Source organism: Pseudomonas sp. NFPP04, assembly GCF_900113815.1.
Classification (GTDB): domain Bacteria; phylum Pseudomonadota; class Gammaproteobacteria; order Pseudomonadales; family Pseudomonadaceae; genus Aquipseudomonas; species Aquipseudomonas extremorientalis.
In genome coordinates this window covers 189998-204791 of record NZ_FOQS01000005.1, presented here as the reverse complement: position 1 = coordinate 204791, position 14794 = coordinate 189998, and the positions used below count along the sequence as shown (strand labels likewise).

Below are 14794 nucleotides of genomic sequence, written 5' to 3'. Positions count from 1 at the left end.
CCCATGAGCGATTTCAACACCCTCGAACTGATCATCGACCCCCGTGGCTTTGCCACGCTGTGGCTCAGTCGTGAAGCCAAGAACAACGCGTTCAACGCCGAGATGATCCGCGAGCTGATCATCGCCCTCGATCGGGTACAAGGCGATCCGTCCCTGCGCTTCCTGGTCCTGCGCGGGCGCGGCAAGCACTTCAGCGCCGGCGCCGACCTGGCCTGGATGCAGCAGTCGGCCGAGTTGGATTACCACACCAACCTGGACGATGCCCGCGAACTCGCGGAGCTGATGTACAACCTGGCCAAAATGAAAATCCCGACCCTGGCGGTGGTGCAAGGCGCGGCCTACGGGGGCGCACTCGGCTTGATCAGTTGCTGCGACATGGCGATTGGTGCCGATGATGCGCAGTTCTGCCTGTCGGAAGTGCGCATCGGCCTGGCGCCGGCGGTGATCAGCCCGTTCGTGGTGCAAGCCATCGGCGAACGCGCAGCACGGCGCTATGCCCTGACCGCCGAACGCTTTGGCGGCCAGCGCGCACGCGACATCGGCTTACTGGCGGAAAGCTATCCGATCGGCGAGCTGGACCATCAGGTCGAACAGTGGATCGCCAACCTGCTGCACAACAGCCCGGCTGCCATGCGCGCCAGCAAAGACCTGTTGCGCGAAGTGGGCAACGGTGCCCTCACCCCAGCGCTGCGTCGCTATTGCGAAAACGCCATTGCGCGCATCCGGGTCAGCACCGAGGGCCAGGAAGGCTTGCGCGCGTTCCTGCAAAAACGTCCACCGAGCTGGCAGCCCCAGGAGCCGCGTTCATGAGTAAATTGACAACCCTGCTGGTGGCCAACCGTGGCGAGATTGCCTGCCGCGTGATGCGCACCGCCAAGGCCATGGGCCTGACCACCGTGGCGGTGCACAGCGCCATCGACCGCGATGCACGGCACAGCCGTGAGGCGGATATTCGCGTCGACCTGGGCGGCAGCAAGGCTACCGACAGCTACCTGCAAATCGACAAGCTGATCGCCGCCGCCCAGTCCAGCGGCGCCCAGGCGATCCATCCGGGGTACGGTTTTCTGTCGGAGAACGCCGGGTTTGCCCGTGCGATTGAAGCCGCCGGGTTGATCTTCCTCGGGCCGCCCGCCTCCGCCATCGATGCCATGGGCAGCAAGTCGGCCGCCAAGGCGCTGATGGAAACCGCAGGCGTGCCCCTGGTGCCGGGCTATCACGGCGACGCCCAGGACCTGGACACCTTCCGCGCCGCCTGCGAGCGCATTGGCTACCCGGTACTGCTCAAGGCCACGGCCGGTGGCGGCGGCAAGGGCATGAAGGTGGTCGAGGACGTCAGCCAGTTGGCCGAGGCGCTCGCTTCGGCCCAGCGAGAAGCGCTGTCGTCTTTCGGCAATGGGCAGATGCTGGTGGAGAAATACCTGCTCAAGCCACGTCATGTGGAGATCCAGGTGTTCGCCGATCAACACGGGCATTGCCTGTACCTCAACGAACGGGACTGCTCGATTCAGCGTCGCCATCAAAAAGTCGTCGAGGAAGCGCCGGCACCGGGGTTGAGTATTGAACAACGCAAGGCCATGGGCGAGGCGGCTGTGCGTGCGGCCCAGGCCATCGGTTATGTCGGTGCTGGCACTGTGGAGTTTTTGCTCGACGCGCGTGGCGATTTCTTCTTCATGGAGATGAACACGCGACTGCAGGTGGAGCACCCCGTCACCGAAGCGATTACCGGCCTGGATCTGGTGGCCTGGCAGATTCGTGTCGCCCAGGGCGAGGCGCTGCCGATCACCCAGGAACAGGTGCCGCTGGTCGGCCATGCGATCGAAGTGCGGCTGTATGCCGAGGATCCGGCCAATGACTTCCTGCCTGCCACCGGGCACCTGGCGCTGTATCGCGAATCCGCACCCGGACCAGGGCGCCGTGTGGACAGCGGTGTCGAGCAAGGCGACAACGTCTCGCCGTTCTATGACCCCATGCTCGGCAAGCTGATTGCCTGGGGCGAGGACCGTGAACAGGCGCGGTTGCGGTTGTTGGGCATGCTGGATGAGTTTGCCATCGGCGGGCTCAAGACCAACCTGGGTTTTCTGCGGCGCATTATCGGGCATCCGGCGTTTGCGGATGCGGAACTGGATACCGGATTCATTCCGCGCTATCAGGATGAGTTGTTGCCCGAGGCCGGTGAACTGGGTGATGAATTCTGGCAGGCGGCCGCCGCGGCATTCATGCAGAGCCTGCCACCATCGGATGGACCCTGGGCAGATAAACGCGGCTTTCGCGCCGGGCTGCCGGCCGAGGTGTCACTGCATTTGAGTTGCAATGGCCAGGACCGACTGGTGACGCAGGCCGCCCAGGCGCCACAGTTGCGTGGCGAACAGTTGCTGATCGAACAACAGGGCGTGCGTCGCAGCCATCTGGCGGTACGCCATGACCACACGGTGTATCTGCGTTGGGACGGCGAGATGCGCGGCGTATCGTTGTTCGATCCGATTGCTGCGGTCGAGGCCAACCAGTCCCATCAGGGTGGGCTGACAGCCCCGATGAATGGGAGCATCGTACGGGTGCTGGTAGAGGTGGGCCAACCGGTGGAAGCCGGCACGCAACTGGTGGTGCTGGAAGCCATGAAAATGGAACACAGCATCCGTGCGCCCCAGGCCGGGGTGGTCAAGGCACTGTTCTGCCAGGAAGGCGAAATGGTTGCCGAAGGTTGCACTTTGGTGGAGCTTGAAACGGCTGGTTAAAATTTTGCCGTGGCCTGTACGACGACGCCCAGGAGGCGGCAATCGTCGGTTAGCAACTGCTTCGGGTAGGTGGGATTGAGCGGCACCAGGTAACGCTGGCCGCTCTCCTCCAGCAACTGGCGAAAGGTCGCCCGGGGGCTCCCGACCCACTGGGCCACCACTAATTTACCGGGCTCGGCGGCAATGGCCGGGTCCACCAGGATCATCATGCCCGCACTGATGCTCAGGCCACTGGGTGCGGTCATGGCGTCGCCGGTGACCGGCAGCCAGAAGGCTTCGCCCCGGGCGTGGTAATCCGTCAGCTCGAAGCGGGCAGCGCCGTAAGGTGTGCGCGGCTCACGTACTTCGCACAACCCATTCCAATCGCTGACCGGATAACGGAAATACGGGTTGTAGTTTTTCTCCGCAGGCGGCTCATCGACCCGCTCGCGAATATCCAGCGCGACCTCCAGATAGCCCAGCCCCAGCGCCGCCAGCACCCGATTCATGTCCACCAGGCTCGGCGCACGGCGCTTGTTGAGCCAATGGCCGACGCCGCCCTGGGACATGCCCAGGCGCTCAGCCAGTTCACCTTGCGTGACCTTGCGGTCTTCCATGTTGGCCTTGACCAACGCGATCCAGTTATCCATGGGCGCTGACAATACGTCACGCAGTTTCCAGGGCAATAAACAGTTTGTAGTAATCCATAAAACGACATAAATACGATACGTACTATCATCGGGCATAAGGTTTTCGACACCCACCCCAGAGTACCGCCCCTTATGACGACAAGCCCGTATCTGCTGCCTGAAATCCCCGAAGACACCGAGCTGCACGACCTGCGCAGCAGCGGCGCCGCCAAGCGCGCATTGGACTTTTACTTGAAAGAAGATATGTCGGCACCAGCCCCTGACGATGCCCTGTTTGCCATTAAGCCAGGCATCAGCCCTGAGGAAGCCCTGGTGCACGCCTCGGACCTGTTGCGCAGTGCAGCGGCCACGGCCTATGAGTCCGCGAGCAGCCATCGCGGCACTCATCGTGACCTGGCGTTTTCGGTGGTGTATTTGATCGATATGGCGAAGGCGATGGTGGAGCGGTCGTTGCAGGCGCCGGAGGCTCAAGCGAACGGATGACAGGCGCGAAGAAAAAATATTTCTATCTCACGGATAAAAACATTTGACTTGCAAATGATAATGATTATTATTGGACCCAGCTGATCGCGAGATCAGTCGATAGGCCAAGGGACCTTAGGTCGGACTCTTGGAATATCTCCTCATCAGGCTAATCACGGTTTTTGACCCGGCTCTTTGGCCGGGTCTTTTTTTTGCCAGTTTCCCTGGCATGGCTTCAGGCTAATGAAGACTGTGTGTTGCTTGATGGCGCGCATGGTAGCAAAAGACTATCGCCAAAAGAAAGCCAGTCTACCGCTCTAGACCCGATCTTTTCGAAATAGCGCTTGAGAATCAATCTCATAGATCCTAAGCTGCTGCGGCGTCAAGGAAGACGCCCCCTCCCCCTTCGCAACAATTTTGCGTCCAGTCTTTACCAGACTCCTGTGTAAGATAGCCGCCACAACACTCATATTCAGGCAACCAGACTATGACCGTGGCCTTGACCTCCATCAGGATCAGCACCGACTTCGACAGTGGCAATATCCAGGTACTGGATGCCCACGACGCCTATCAGTTACTGCTGGCAATCAAACCCGACACGCGCAGCCAACATTACCAATGGTTCCACTTCAAGGCCGAAGGCATGCACGTGGGCCATACCCACACCTTTCGCCTGAGCAATGCGGGTAAATCGTCCTACCCACACGCGTGGAGTGGCTACAACGCCGTGGCCTCCTATGACCACGTCAATTGGTTCCGGGTGCCTTCGCGCTTCGACGGGGAAATCCTGCATATCAGTTTGGAAACCCGCGAGAAGCACGCCTGGTTCGCCTATTTCGAACCCTATAGCCGCGAGCGCCACGACTGGCTGATCGAGCAGGCCCTGAGTCGCGCCAATACCTGCTTGCTGGCCACCGGCAAAAGTGCCGAAGGCCGTGACATCCAGCTACTGCGTCGCGGCAAGGGCGGCGAAGGTCGGCGCAAGATCTGGATCATCGCCCAACAGCATCCCGGCGAGCACATGGCCGAATGGTTCATGGAGGGCATCATCGAACGCCTGCAACAGGACGGTGACGCCGAGCTGAAAAAACTGCTGAAGGTCGCCGACCTGTACCTGGTGCCAAACATGAACCCGGACGGAGCCTTCCACGGTCACCTGCGCACCAACGCCATGGGCCAGGACCTCAATCGTGCCTGGCAGAGCGCCAGCCAGGAGAGCAGCCCGGAAGTGTTGTTCGTCCAGCAACAAATGGAAAAGTACGGCGTCGACCTGTTTCTCGATATCCATGGCGACGAGGAAATCCCCTACGTCTTCACCGCCGGCTGCGAAGGCAACCCCGGCTACACCCCACGCATCGAGGCATTGGAAAAACACTTTCGCAGCCACTTGAGCGCCCTGACCCGCGACTTCCAGACCACCCACGGCTACACCCGCGACCTGCCGGGCGAAGCCAACATGACCCTGGCGTGCAACGCGGTCGGCCAGAAATACGACTGCCTGTCACTGACCCTGGAAATGCCCTTCAAGGACAACGACGACGCGCCCAACCCGAAGACCGGCTGGTCAGGCGAGCGCTCCAGGCAGTTGGGCAAGGACGTGCTGAGCACGGTGGCCGATATCGTCACCGTGCTGCGCTGACGCCCTCTCCCACCGGCATCACTCCTTGGTGCCGGTCATGCTCTGCAACACGCCATCGCGGCGGATCAGCCCATGGAACAACGCCGCCGCCAGGTGCAACAGCACCGTCAGGAACAGCAGGTAGGCCAGATAACCATGGGCCTTGCGCAGCACCGCGAACAATGGCGCGTTCGCGCCCACCAGCGCCGGCAACCGCACAGAACTGCTGAGCATCACCGGATCGCCTGCCGCCGAAATCATCGCCCAGCCCAGCAGTGGCAATACCAGCATCAAGGCATACAGCACCACATGGGACGCCTTGGCCGCCAACACTTGCCACAACGGCAGGTCGACGGGCAGCGGCGGTTGGCGCGTGGAGAACCGAACCGCCAGGCGCACGATCACCAGCGCCAGAATCGCGATACCCAGCGGCTTGTGCAGGTGGATCAACCACTCATGCCGTTCCGACACTGAAGCCGCCAGGCCCGCACCGATAAACAGCATGGCGATGATCATCAGCGCCATCAGCCAGTGCAGCAGGCGCGCCAGCGGGGCAAAAAACCGTGGTTGGGCATTCATGGCTTCGACTCCTGAGGGGCGCTGTGCAACGGGCCGACTTCACCGGCGCGGCGCAGGTAGGAACTGGCATACGCCGCCGAGCGTGCCGCCAGCAACGGGTCATTGGACGCTTCGATACCACTGGGCAGAATCAGTGGGTCGAAGTTGATGTCGCGGCAATCACCGTCCGCCTGTGGCTGGCTGCTTTGCAACACCAGGGTGCCGGCATTGATGACTTTATGCTCGCCAGTCCAGGCCTTGCTCGCATCGTCCACCGGGTCACCCGGGTTGGCCAGGGTCATGTTCAACTGCCAGCGCAGCGGCCCGGCGGCCAAGCGTTGCACCAGGTCTTGTTCCAGGTAATCACTTCCGGCTGGCGCGGTATCGCCCGGCGCATCCTGACGCTGCGGCACCACGCCCCAACGTACGGCCTGGCGCTTGCCATCGGCGCCCACCAGGTAAAACGCGTTGATACCGTTGTAGGTTTCGGTCGCATAGCTCGCCGAGGGCTTGGCAGTCTTGACCCACGCCAGGAACGGCGCGGTCTCGGGGTGGGCGGCGAAAAACGCCGGCATGCTCGCCGGGTTCGGCTTGCCAGTGGTGGGCTCCGGTGCGCCGGCCTGGAGCAACTGATAGAACGCCTCGGGCGTGCCCACCGGGAACACTGGCATGCTGTTCATGCCGGTGCGCCATTGCTGGCCGTTGGCCTGGGAGAACTGCACCGCAAAACTGCGGATCGGCACACTGCTGTCGGGCGCGTAAGGGTTGCCGCTGGGCAAGGCAAAGCGGCCGATCACGGGGGTCTTGGCCTCGCTGAACACTTGGGCACTGGAATAGGTGCGAGCTTCGGGCGTGCTCTCGAAATACCCGGCGACGCAGATGCCTTTGGCATGGTTACGCCGAAAGCCCGGGTGCACGCCATTGTTGGTTTCCAGCGCGTTGACCAGGGTTTTAGGACGCAGGCGCTGTGGGTCGAGGGTGCCGTTGACGTAGGCAAAGGCCCCCGCCACAACCGCAACCACGGCACCGATACCCGCCAGGCGCGCGATCAGGCTCGCGGTGCTCAACGGGGGACGAGGCGGTGATGAGTGATCTACCATGAAGGAACTCCGGGGCCAAAGGCCTTAGGGGTGAACATAAGGTCGGAGCATGAAGACGAACGCCGATCGGCTCTATTCCCTGGCCCTGGATTTATTTTCAAGCACGGGGAATAACCCTCAACGGCGCACGTCTCTCTAATCCCAGCGTAGTGGCCAGCCAGATTCCCATGCATGAACTCGACGAACAGTTACGTGAACTCATCCCCAGGCTGCGGCGCTTTGCCGTGTCCCTGACCCGTAACGCCAGCAGCGCCGACGACCTGGTGCAGTCGACCCTGGAGCGGGCGATCATCAGTTGGGCCGATAAACGTGTCGAAGGCGACTTGCGTGCCTGGTTGTTCTCGATCCTCTACCGCCAGTTCCTCGATGCCCACCGTCGCACCCGGCGGTATGCGCGCATGCTGGAATTCTTTACCGGGCGTGACGATACGCAGCCATCGGTCGAACGCACGGTGATCGCCCAGTCGACCCTGCAAGCCTTCGATCAGCTCAACACCGAGCAGCGTGCCCTGTTGCTGTGGGTGTCGGTCGAAGGCTTGAGCTACAAGGAAGTCGCCGAGATCCTCGATGTGCCCCTCGGCACGGTGATGTCACGCCTTTCCCGTGCGCGCCAGGCCCTGCGTCAACTCAGTGATGGCGAAATTGCCAGCCCTTCCCTGCGGATACTCAAATGATCAGACTGCCCCCCAGCGAACGCGATTTGCATGCCTACGTCGATCACCAACTGCTGGAGAGTGATCGCCGTGTACTTGAAACCTATCTGGCAGCCCACCCGGATGTCGCAGCCCAGGTCCATGCCTGGCAGCACGACGCGCAGTTGCTGCGTGCCGCGTTGGGCGGTGCCCTGCAGCAACCGGCCAACCCGGACCTGGACCCGACGTTGATCCGCCAGCGCATCAAGCGTCAATCACGCCGCCACTTGGCTACGGCAGCCGTGCTGCTGATCGCTGTCGGCCTCGGCGGTGTCGGTGGCTGGCACGCCCGTGAAGTCAGCCAGCCGGCCCAACTGCCCATGGCCGACGCGATGCAGGCGTTCCGCTTGTTTGCCCAGGACGGCATCATGCCGGCGGACTACAAGGGCCAGGGCGGCGGCACGATGCAGGCCTGGCTCGACCGCTACTTCAACCAGGCCCACCGCCTGCCTGACCTGAGCGCGTCGGGCTTCACGCCGGTCAGCGGGCGCCTGCTCACCACCGAGCAAGGCGCCGCCGCCATGGTGCTGTACGAAGACCCGCAAGGGCGGCGCATCAGCTTCTACATCCGCCCGCCAGGCCCGGAAAACGGCTTTCTGCCCCGTGGCAGCCGCAGCGCCGATGGCTTGCAGGCCCAGTACTGGTCCGGTGCCGGCTACAACTATGCAGTGGTCAGCCCGGCGGATCAGCCCGCCCCGGCGATGCTGAAGTTCTAGAAGCCCACGTCGAGTACCACGTTGTCGAGGTAGGTGCCGGCGGGCGGTGTGGCTTGATCGGTGTAGATCCTGGCGTTGTAGTTGAACACCTGGCTGCCGATACCCAGGCCGTTGCCGGGGTTGACCTCGGCGGTAGAACTGTCGCGCCGCGCCGCGCCCACGCTGCCCCAGCGCGTGGTGCCGGCGCTTTTGAAGATGTCGTAAGCCAGGTAGTGGGTGCCGGCGATCATGCGCCGCCGCCCGCCCACACTGACGGCGTTCTGGCCGTCGCTCAGGCCTACGCTGTAGGCGCTGCCCTTGGTGCAGGAAATACTGATGGTCTGGCCGGTCACGGCAGTGAACCCGCTGATGACGGGCGCACTGCCAAAACTGATATTGGGCGCGGTGATCTGGCAGTCATTGGTGACGGTCATGCTCACGGTCAGGAGCTTGACTTGGGGAGTCAGGTTTTTGTCCCGCAATACGCACAAGTTGCCCACCCCCAGGCCAATGCAATAATCCCAGGTCCATGCAACGCTGAGGACTTCGGTATACACCCCGGCCGCCACATTGGTCCCGGTAATACTGCCCACGTAAAGCGGCAGGTTCTTGCTGCCCGGCCCCGTCAAAAGACCCGCGCTTGTCGCAATGCCATTGGGACCGAAATCGAACTGAAGCCCTCGTGTAATAGGGAACGTGGTGGTGTTGTTGCCATAAATCGTATAACCGATCACATCCCCCGTGGGGCCGACCATGCCGCTGGTGGTTGAGGTGATCGTGGCATAGAAGTGGTCACTGGTGCCGAGGGCGATCAGTGAAGCGGTGCAGCTCAAACCGCCATTGAGGGTCGAGCTGTTTTGCGTCGCGGTGCGTACGTTGATCGAACTCACCGAGCCAAAACTCACCGGAGCCGTCGCCACCGTCGAACACAGCGCCATTGCCTGCCCCGAGCCCACCATCCCGAGGAGCCACAGCCAGCCCACGCGTCTCATTGGCACACCAACGGCCCGATCAGCGGCACGCCTTGTTGCTGCTCGTTGACCTCGAATCGCGCCTGGCACGTACGCCCTTCACCCAGCGTGACCTGCAAGGTGTTATGTGCCGAGAGGTTTTCCAGGTACACCAGGCCGTCCCAGCCGACCACTGCCTGCTGGTTGCTTTGCTCGTGCACCACCAGGCTGCCCAAGGGTAATTCCTGATGCTGGGTGTCCACCAGGGTAACGCTCGCCGCGAGTACCCGGCGCAACGGAAACTCCAGCAGGTAGCCGCTGCCACGGCGCACCGATACACGCTGTTCCACATTTGGGCTTTGCACATTGAGCGGCAGGTTCAGCGGATCGATTTCGTATTTGGCGCGGTAGTACGCGCTGCTCCACGGCACCAAGAGATGCCCATTACGGTCGGTTTCGCCCACCAGCTGGTTCTCGTAGCGCACCGGGATACCGGCGAAGCCCTGGGTACTCACCACCACAAAGGCATCATTGATACGGTTGGCGGCAAAGGTGTCGCCACCCATCCACACCAGCGAGCCACTGGCATCCGCCCAGCGCGTTTGGGCATCGCTGCTGCCGTACACGCCGGCCTGCAGTTGCACCGACTGCAAGCGCCAGGTCAGGTCGGCCTGCCGGTACGCCGCACCATCGCCCTGGGCATAACCGAGGTTGTAGCCCACCCCACCCTCGCTGGGCACTGCGCTGCTGTAATTGAGGCGCTGGCGACTGACGCCGTCCTTGCTGCGCTCGGTGCTCAAGGCCAGGCTGCCGTTGAGGTCGAACGGAATCACCCACTGCGCCTGCATCGCCCAATTGCTGTCGCCGATCTCGCGGTTGGCCGACAGGTAGAAACTGGTATTGCGCCACAGCGGCTTGCTCCAGCTCAGGTTGAGCAGCCGCGTGCGCGAATCGTCCGCCGCCTGCACGTCGAAATACCCCATGCCCAGGCTGCCAAAACGTTCAAGGTTGAGGCTCAGCGTCACCTGCTCGCTGCGCTTGCTGAGGCTGGCGTAAGCGGTGTCGACCAGGGTCAGGTCGGCGTACTCGTCGTGTCGTTCCACCCGCTGATAGGACAGGCTATAGCGCGTGCTGTTGTACTGATACCCCAGGCTCAGTTGCTGGCCGCTACGCCCTTCGAATCGACTTTGGCTGACGGCGGCATTGAGTACGCCGAGATTGCCCAGCCGCAGGTTACCGCCCAGGCCGCCGAGGGTCAGGTCAGTGGAGGCTTCGGCATGGCTCTCCAGGGTCAAATTGTCGGAATAGCCATAACGAAAGGTACCGCTCGCCACGCCGGGGCCGTAGGCGAAGTCCTTGAGGGTGTACTCCCGGCGCAAGGTGCCGGCAGCCACTGAAAAATCCGTCAGGCCTTTTTGCAACAGCGTGCTGGTCACATAGAACGGCACGGTGGTCGACACCTGGCGACCCAGGGCGTCAGTCGTCACCACCACCGCTTCGCCCGCTCCGTTGATAAACGGCACGTTGGTCAGGGTGTAGGGCCCCGGTTGCAACTGCGCGCTATCGGATTTGTAGCCATTGATAAACAGGTCCACCGACGACGGCACCGCGGCCTCACCGGCAAATTGCGGCAGAGGGTAAGTCACCAGGTCCGGACGCACCGCGAAGTCCCGCGAGAACTGCACACCGCCGAGGCGCACCGAACTGCTCCAGGGCAAGGCGCCGCTGATCACGTCACCGGCTTCGTAGGTCAGCAGCCGCTCATCATCGGAGAAGCGCCAGGTAGTGTCATAGCGCCGGTAGCCGTTGTTGAACGTACCGCTGCTGACACCATCAGCCAAGGTCTGGCGGTACTGGCCGGTATTGGACAAGGTGCCCCAGTTGTCGAACAGCCGCACTTCGTTCCAGGCGGCGAGGTAGCTGCCGCCTTCGTCAGTGTCGTTGAAGTACAGGTCATAGTTGAGCAAGGCGCCAAAGCTGCTCATTGCCTGGGTGCGCGGGTAAGTGTCGCGGTTGCCGATAAATTGTTCCTTCAGCCACGACGGCGGCACATCCAGCAGCACGCGCTGGCCGTTGCTGTCGTAATCGCTGTGCAGGCCGGGGATCTCGTCCAGCGCCACGCTGCCGCTCAATTCGCCGGGCAGCTTCATGCCCACGTCCTGCAGCGCGCTGACCGGCACATAGAGTTGCCCGGCCCGTTGATCGACCGCGATAACGCGGCCGGTGTCCATCTGATTGACCACCAGCTCCAGAAACAACTGTGCATCGGCGACAGCCTCCATACTGCTCGGGGGCGGTGGCAGGTCGCCAGCCACGCCCGGAAGCGCAACCACTGCGCCGCCCAGTCCGCCCACCACCGACAGCCATAGACTGCGAGCCAGACCACGACTCACCATGGCGTTGTGTCCTTCAATGGACATCTCCATCCGTTTAAATCCCGGGGCGTTCCTGCCCCGTTACAGGCTTGTTACCGCTGCGGCGCGAGGCTTTCCAACTGGGATGCGCCGTTGACCCTGACCTGCAGCGGCTGGTCGGCCGACAGCGCTGGCGGCACCGGCCAACGCATGCTGGCGCCCGGCAACACGTAGCCCAACAGGCCATCCACCAAGGGCCGTGTCTGCCCGCCCTGCTTGAATGCGGCATCGGTAAGGCGCGCATGCACGGCGCCCTGGTTGCGCACTTCGATGTAGTCGCGCCCTGCTACCGTGACCTTGTGCCAGCTCAGATCCGGCTTGCCCGCGCCCTTGGGGTCACGCTGGCGCGTGCTGTCCTCCTTGTTCCACAGGCCCGCGCCGTAGGCGAACAGCGGCACCGAATAACGCATCTGAAAGCGGATCGCCGCTGCGGTGTTCTTGCCTTCCGGCGGCGTGGGCACCTGCAGGGGTGAAGGGATTTCATCGATGATGATGCGGTAGGCCAACTCTTGCCCCGGTGGTACTTCACGGGTGCGGGTCAGGCGTACCAATTGTTTCTGCCCCGGCTCGATCCGCGCTACGGGCGGGCTGCCGATCACATCACGCTGGTTCTGGTATTGCTCTTCGAAACCACTCTGGCTCCAGGCAAACACACGAATCTGCAGGCTCGCGGTTTCGGTCCCACGGTTTTCCAGCCACAGCGCGCTAGCCTGTTGATCGGCCTCCAGCACCGGGTCGATGGGCCAGATCAGCACCGAGCTGGCCGCCTGCACAAGCCCCGCCGTGCACACCGCACTCAAGGCAATGCCCGCGGCCCACAACCGCCGGGATGGTGAACGCATAACCCCACTCCTTATACCGATAGCCTTACCACGTCAGCTGCACCTGCAGCGTGTCGCTGTATGTCCCCCCAGGCTGATTGCCCGGCAATTGCACCCGCCCGTAGATCGGCAGGCTGATATTGTTCGCATCGCTGTAGGCCACGTTGACGCTCTGGTCGATCCCTAGGCCCTGACTGAACGCCGCATCCCGAAACAACTGGTAAGCCACCCGCGCGCTACCGCTATTGAGCTGCAGATTGCGCCCGGTGCTGCTGTGCTGCCCGCCGTCGACGCTCATGCTCAGCGTCACACCCGGTGTGCATTGCAACGTCACGCCCCCCGTCAGCGCCGCCGTGACCGTGCTGGTGGCCAGGGCCGAATGACTGCCATAGGTCAGCGCACCATAATTGGAGCTGCCGCCCACAATCAGGCAGCCCGGGATGATGGTCGCGCTCACCTGGAAACTCTGGCTCGTCACCGCCGACAACGGCAGCGGTACCGCCAGCCCACAGGCCAGCAAGACTCTGAGCCACATTGCTAGAACGTCAGTTCCACGGCCACGGTGTCGGTATAGGTGCCCGCCGGCAGCCCCGCCTTGCCCACCGCCCGACCGTAGAGGTTGACGGTTTGCGCCACGCCGGTACTGGTGGCGAGGGTGATCACACCGTCAATCGCCAGCAGTGCGGAGTGGCCACTGTCGGTGTAGAAATCGTAGGGCACGAAGTTGCCCGCACCGTCGGCCAATGCACGGCTGCCCCCGGGGGACGCGCCGTCATGTGCACCGGCGCGTACCTTGACCGCTGGCGTAGTGCCGCTGGAACACAGGATCGACAACGCGCCACCGGTGCCAGTACCGCCCAGCAACTGGGCATCGGCGTTGGTGAACAGGCTATTGGTGGTGCCGAAATTCAAGCTACCGAAGTTCAATCCGGTAGCCGCGCCCGAACCGTTGACCTGGCAACTGGCGATCAATATCAGGCTGGAGGTGATCTGCCCGGTCACCGTGGTCGCCGCGTTGAGGCTGGAGGCCATCGCCAGGCCCAGTGCGCAAACACCTAATCGCGAAACAAGTACATGCATGGTTTTCATCCTCTTGAGTTACCAGTCCAGTGTCACCGTCAACGTGTCGGTGTAGATCCCTGCCGGTAAGGCACTGGTATTTGCCACCACGGAGCCAAACACCGGGATCGGTATCTGGGTGCCCTTGGCCGCGACAAAATTGCGTTGTTGCCCGATGCTATAGGTGCTGTGCCCCTGCGGGTCGGCGGACAGTCGATAAGGAATCATCTGGCGCCCATTGCTCAGGCGCCGGGTGGTGCCATCACCGTTGGTGCCGCCGTCGATGGTCACGGTGAAGCTCGAGACCGAGGGGTTGCACGACACCGCCAGGGGCGCCTTGTCGCCAGCGGTGACGCCAGCACCCAATGGGTTGTTCCAGGTCGGGCCCTGACTGCCGAAGTCGAGCATCGCCGTGCCGCCCGTGGGGTTGACCGGCGCGCTCTCCACGCCTTTGCTCACTTCGCAACTGGCGGTGATCACCAGCCGCGCCTGGATAAACCCGCTGGCGACAGCCGCCTGCACGTCGTCTGCCAGCACCAGCAGGCCGCCCATGGCCACCAGGGCCAGGCAACGGCTTACCATGTCACCGTGACCTTGAGCAGGTCGGTGTAGCGGCCGACGGCGGGGATGTCCTTGAGCGGCTCGATGCGACCATAGAGCGGCAGGTCGACGAAGCCTGTGTCCGGCACCCGGCCGCTGAGCGGCACATCCACCGGCAATGGCACGCGCCGCGCCGCGTCGGCATAGATGCGATAGGGAATGGGTTTGGTCGATGAGGTGGCGCTGAGGTAGCGCACTTCGCCGGTGCCACCATGCAGGCCGCCATCGACGCGGACCTGGTACGGCGTGTCGGGGTTGCACTCCAGGCGCGGCTGGCGCTGGCTGATCAGTGCCGCACTCAGGGGCCCGGCCGGGTCATCCAGACGCGGGCCGCTGCCGAAATCCAGTATGCCCAGTTGCTCGATGCCAGCGCTGCGGGTGGTGCCCACCAACTGGCAGCCCCGCTGCACATCGATACGCACCTCCACCTGGAGCTGTGCACCGTAAGCCGCGTTGCAGAGCAT

At 62.9% G+C, this 14794-nt stretch carries 16 protein-coding genes; 6 read left to right on the top strand and 10 right to left on the bottom strand.

From position 1 onward, the window contains the following. The first annotated feature begins 3 nt into the window (after positions 1–3). Together BM017_RS13055 and BM017_RS13050 are read left to right on the top strand one after the other, a co-directional pair. Entirely contained in the window at positions 4–810 is an 807-nt protein-coding gene (locus BM017_RS13055) for a gamma-carboxygeranoyl-CoA hydratase (RefSeq protein WP_092244853.1), read from the top strand. Continuing rightward, positions 807–2732 (top strand): acetyl/propionyl/methylcrotonyl-CoA carboxylase subunit alpha, encoded by a 1926-nt coding sequence (locus BM017_RS13050; protein ID WP_092244850.1) that lies wholly within the window; start codon positions 807–809, stop codon positions 2730–2732. Before BM017_RS13055 ends, BM017_RS13050 begins: the two co-directional genes overlap by 4 nt. Here BM017_RS13050 and BM017_RS13045 read toward each other — a convergent pair. Continuing rightward, a complete protein-coding gene (locus tag BM017_RS13045) occupies positions 2729–3361 on the bottom strand; it encodes a LexA family protein (RefSeq protein WP_071492000.1) in 633 nt (210 codons plus the stop codon). The genes BM017_RS13050 and BM017_RS13045 overlap by 4 nt on opposite strands. 132 nt (positions 3362–3493) lie before the next feature. Here BM017_RS13045 and BM017_RS13040 point away from each other — a divergent pair, with 132 nt between their 5' ends. Continuing rightward, positions 3494–3844, top strand: a complete 351-nt coding sequence (locus tag BM017_RS13040; protein ID WP_092244847.1) for a DUF6124 family protein — start codon at positions 3494–3496, stop codon at positions 3842–3844. 466 nt (positions 3845–4310) lie between these two features. Then, a complete protein-coding gene (locus BM017_RS13035) occupies positions 4311–5462 on the top strand; it encodes a M14 family metallopeptidase (protein WP_092244844.1) in 1152 nt (383 codons plus the stop codon). A gap of 18 nt (positions 5463–5480) precedes the next feature. Here the strand turns inward: BM017_RS13035 and BM017_RS13030 are convergent, their stop codons facing one another. Together BM017_RS13030 and BM017_RS13025 are read right to left on the bottom strand one after the other, a co-directional pair. Beyond that, on the bottom strand, positions 5481–6020 hold the full coding sequence (locus BM017_RS13030) for a cytochrome b (protein WP_092244841.1): 540 nt from the start codon (positions 6018–6020) through the stop codon (positions 5481–5483). Then, positions 6017–7099, bottom strand: a complete 1083-nt coding sequence (locus BM017_RS13025) for a catalase family peroxidase (RefSeq protein ID WP_092244838.1) — start codon at positions 7097–7099, stop codon at positions 6017–6019. The genes BM017_RS13030 and BM017_RS13025 overlap by 4 nt, the downstream gene beginning before the upstream one ends. 167 nt (positions 7100–7266) lie before the next feature. On the opposite strand from BM017_RS13025, the gene BM017_RS13020 reads away from it, so the two are divergent. Together BM017_RS13020 and BM017_RS13015 are read left to right on the top strand one after the other, a co-directional pair. Next, a complete protein-coding gene (locus tag BM017_RS13020) occupies positions 7267–7773 on the top strand; it encodes an RNA polymerase sigma factor (RefSeq protein WP_092244834.1) in 507 nt (168 codons plus the stop codon). Further along, positions 7770–8507: an anti-sigma factor family protein gene (locus BM017_RS13015; RefSeq protein ID WP_092244830.1), complete on the top strand. Its 738-nt coding sequence runs from the start codon at positions 7770–7772 to the stop codon at positions 8505–8507. Before BM017_RS13020 ends, BM017_RS13015 begins: the two co-directional genes overlap by 4 nt. Here the strand turns inward: BM017_RS13015 and BM017_RS13010 are convergent. The 7 genes from BM017_RS13010 to BM017_RS12980 form a co-directional block, all read right to left on the bottom strand. Then, the gene (locus BM017_RS13010; protein WP_092244827.1) at positions 8504–9478 is read right to left on the bottom strand and encodes a Csu type fimbrial protein; all 975 of its coding nucleotides are present in this window, start codon (positions 9476–9478) and stop codon (positions 8504–8506) included. The genes BM017_RS13015 and BM017_RS13010 overlap by 4 nt on opposite strands. Then, positions 9475–11832, bottom strand: a complete 2358-nt coding sequence (locus BM017_RS13005; protein ID WP_092245524.1) for a fimbria/pilus outer membrane usher protein — start codon at positions 11830–11832, stop codon at positions 9475–9477. Before BM017_RS13005 ends, BM017_RS13010 begins: the two co-directional genes overlap by 4 nt. Before the next feature lie 71 nt (positions 11833–11903). Next, positions 11904–12692 (bottom strand): fimbrial biogenesis chaperone, encoded by a 789-nt coding sequence (locus BM017_RS13000; RefSeq protein ID WP_071492008.1) that lies wholly within the window; start codon positions 12690–12692, stop codon positions 11904–11906. A gap of 25 nt (positions 12693–12717) precedes the next feature. Continuing rightward, on the bottom strand, positions 12718–13206 hold the full coding sequence (locus tag BM017_RS12995; protein ID WP_092244824.1) for a Csu type fimbrial protein: 489 nt from the start codon (positions 13204–13206) through the stop codon (positions 12718–12720). 2 nt (positions 13207–13208) lie between these two features. After that, entirely contained in the window at positions 13209–13751 is a 543-nt protein-coding gene (locus tag BM017_RS12990) for a Csu type fimbrial protein (protein ID WP_034107216.1), read from the bottom strand. Between the two features lie 18 nt (positions 13752–13769). Further along, positions 13770–14312, bottom strand: a complete 543-nt coding sequence (locus BM017_RS12985) for a Csu type fimbrial protein (RefSeq protein ID WP_092244821.1) — start codon at positions 14310–14312, stop codon at positions 13770–13772. Next, positions 14306–14794 (bottom strand): Csu type fimbrial protein, encoded by a 489-nt coding sequence (locus BM017_RS12980; RefSeq protein ID WP_170856079.1) that lies wholly within the window; start codon positions 14792–14794, stop codon positions 14306–14308. Before BM017_RS12980 ends, BM017_RS12985 begins: the two co-directional genes overlap by 7 nt.

Excerpts from the sequence above, each read along its gene's own strand:
- BM017_RS13055 (WP_092244853.1), top strand. The coding sequence starts at position 4 with ATGAGCGATTTCAACACCCTCGAACTGATCATCGACCCCCGTGGCTTT.
- BM017_RS13050 (WP_092244850.1), top strand. The coding sequence starts at position 807 with ATGAGTAAATTGACAACCCTGCTGGTGGCCAACCGTGGCGAGATTGCC.
- BM017_RS13045 (WP_071492000.1), bottom strand. The coding sequence starts at position 3,361 with ATGGATAACTGGATCGCGTTGGTCAAGGCCAACATGGAAGACCGCAAG.
- BM017_RS13040 (WP_092244847.1), top strand. The coding sequence starts at position 3,494 with ATGACGACAAGCCCGTATCTGCTGCCTGAAATCCCCGAAGACACCGAG.
- BM017_RS13035 (WP_092244844.1), top strand. The coding sequence starts at position 4,311 with ATGACCGTGGCCTTGACCTCCATCAGGATCAGCACCGACTTCGACAGT.
- BM017_RS13030 (WP_092244841.1), bottom strand. The coding sequence starts at position 6,020 with ATGAATGCCCAACCACGGTTTTTTGCCCCGCTGGCGCGCCTGCTGCAC.
- BM017_RS13025 (WP_092244838.1), bottom strand. The coding sequence starts at position 7,099 with ATGGTAGATCACTCATCACCGCCTCGTCCCCCGTTGAGCACCGCGAGC.
- BM017_RS13020 (WP_092244834.1), top strand. The coding sequence starts at position 7,267 with ATGCATGAACTCGACGAACAGTTACGTGAACTCATCCCCAGGCTGCGG.
- BM017_RS13015 (WP_092244830.1), top strand. The coding sequence starts at position 7,770 with ATGATCAGACTGCCCCCCAGCGAACGCGATTTGCATGCCTACGTCGAT.
- BM017_RS13010 (WP_092244827.1), bottom strand. The coding sequence starts at position 9,478 with ATGAGACGCGTGGGCTGGCTGTGGCTCCTCGGGATGGTGGGCTCGGGG.
- BM017_RS13005 (WP_092245524.1), bottom strand. The coding sequence starts at position 11,832 with ATGGTGAGTCGTGGTCTGGCTCGCAGTCTATGGCTGTCGGTGGTGGGC.
- BM017_RS13000 (WP_071492008.1), bottom strand. The coding sequence starts at position 12,692 with ATGCGTTCACCATCCCGGCGGTTGTGGGCCGCGGGCATTGCCTTGAGT.
- BM017_RS12995 (WP_092244824.1), bottom strand. The coding sequence starts at position 13,206 with ATGTGGCTCAGAGTCTTGCTGGCCTGTGGGCTGGCGGTACCGCTGCCG.
- BM017_RS12990 (WP_034107216.1), bottom strand. The coding sequence starts at position 13,751 with ATGCATGTACTTGTTTCGCGATTAGGTGTTTGCGCACTGGGCCTGGCG.
- BM017_RS12985 (WP_092244821.1), bottom strand. The coding sequence starts at position 14,312 with ATGGTAAGCCGTTGCCTGGCCCTGGTGGCCATGGGCGGCCTGCTGGTG.
- BM017_RS12980 (WP_170856079.1), bottom strand. The coding sequence starts at position 14,794 with ATGCTCTGCAACGCGGCTTACGGTGCACAGCTCCAGGTGGAGGTGCGT.